This window comes from Mesorhizobium sp. M7A.F.Ca.CA.004.04.2.1 (assembly GCF_004022825.1).
Classification (GTDB): Bacteria; Pseudomonadota; Alphaproteobacteria; order Rhizobiales; family Rhizobiaceae; genus Mesorhizobium.
Genome location: NZ_RZPH01001625.1, coordinates 1 through 686, shown reverse-complemented (window position 1 = coordinate 686; position 686 = coordinate 1). Strand labels below are relative to the sequence as shown.

At 63.4% G+C, this 686-nt stretch carries 1 protein-coding gene; it reads right to left on the bottom strand.

Annotation, left to right across the window (positions count from 1 at the left end; translation table 11 throughout):
- Nucleotides 1–686, bottom strand: a 686-nt coding sequence (locus EN893_RS36565) for a CHASE3 domain-containing protein (protein WP_206640269.1), incomplete at both ends; no start/stop codon positions are given.

The window sequence follows — 686 nt, the reverse complement described above, 5'->3', positions numbered from 1 at the left end:
TTGCGCTGGGCGGGGTTCATGGCGCTGATGATCACGGCCAGCATGTTGTTGAAGTCGTGGGCGATGCCGCCTGTAAGCTGGCCGACCGCCTCCATCTTGTGCATCTGGCGGATCTGGGATTCGGCCTTTTCGCGAGTCTCGATCTCCTTACCGAGGGCGACGTTCTTGCGCACCAACTCATCCTGGGCGACGGCCACCTCACGGAAGCGGCGGCGCGATTCCCTGATCGCGTAGCCGGCAAGCAGGAAGATCGCCAGCAGCGCCGCCAGCGAACCGATGCGTAGCCAGGCCTCGACCTGGTCGGTATGCGCGTCGCGCGCGGCGATGGCTGCGGCACTGATGCGTCGGACCGTATCCATGCTGGTCCGGATTTCGTCCATGACGGCCTTGCCCTGGCCGCTGCGAACCAGATCCAGGGCATTCGTCGCATTGCCCTGGTCGTACAGGGCAATCGTCTCGGCCAGTTCAGCCTGCTTTTGCGAAAGCGCGTCCTTGATATGGTTGATCGGCTGGACGAGCTGGTCGTCGGGGGCGGTCAAGCTGTCGATGCGGGCAAGTTGGCCCGGAATGGCGCGGACAGCGCTCCGATAGGGTTCGAGATAGGATTTCTCGCCGGTCAGCAGGTAGCCACGCTGGCCGTTCTCGGCTTCCTGCGCCAGAGAAAGCAGACCCGAAAGCAATTGCTG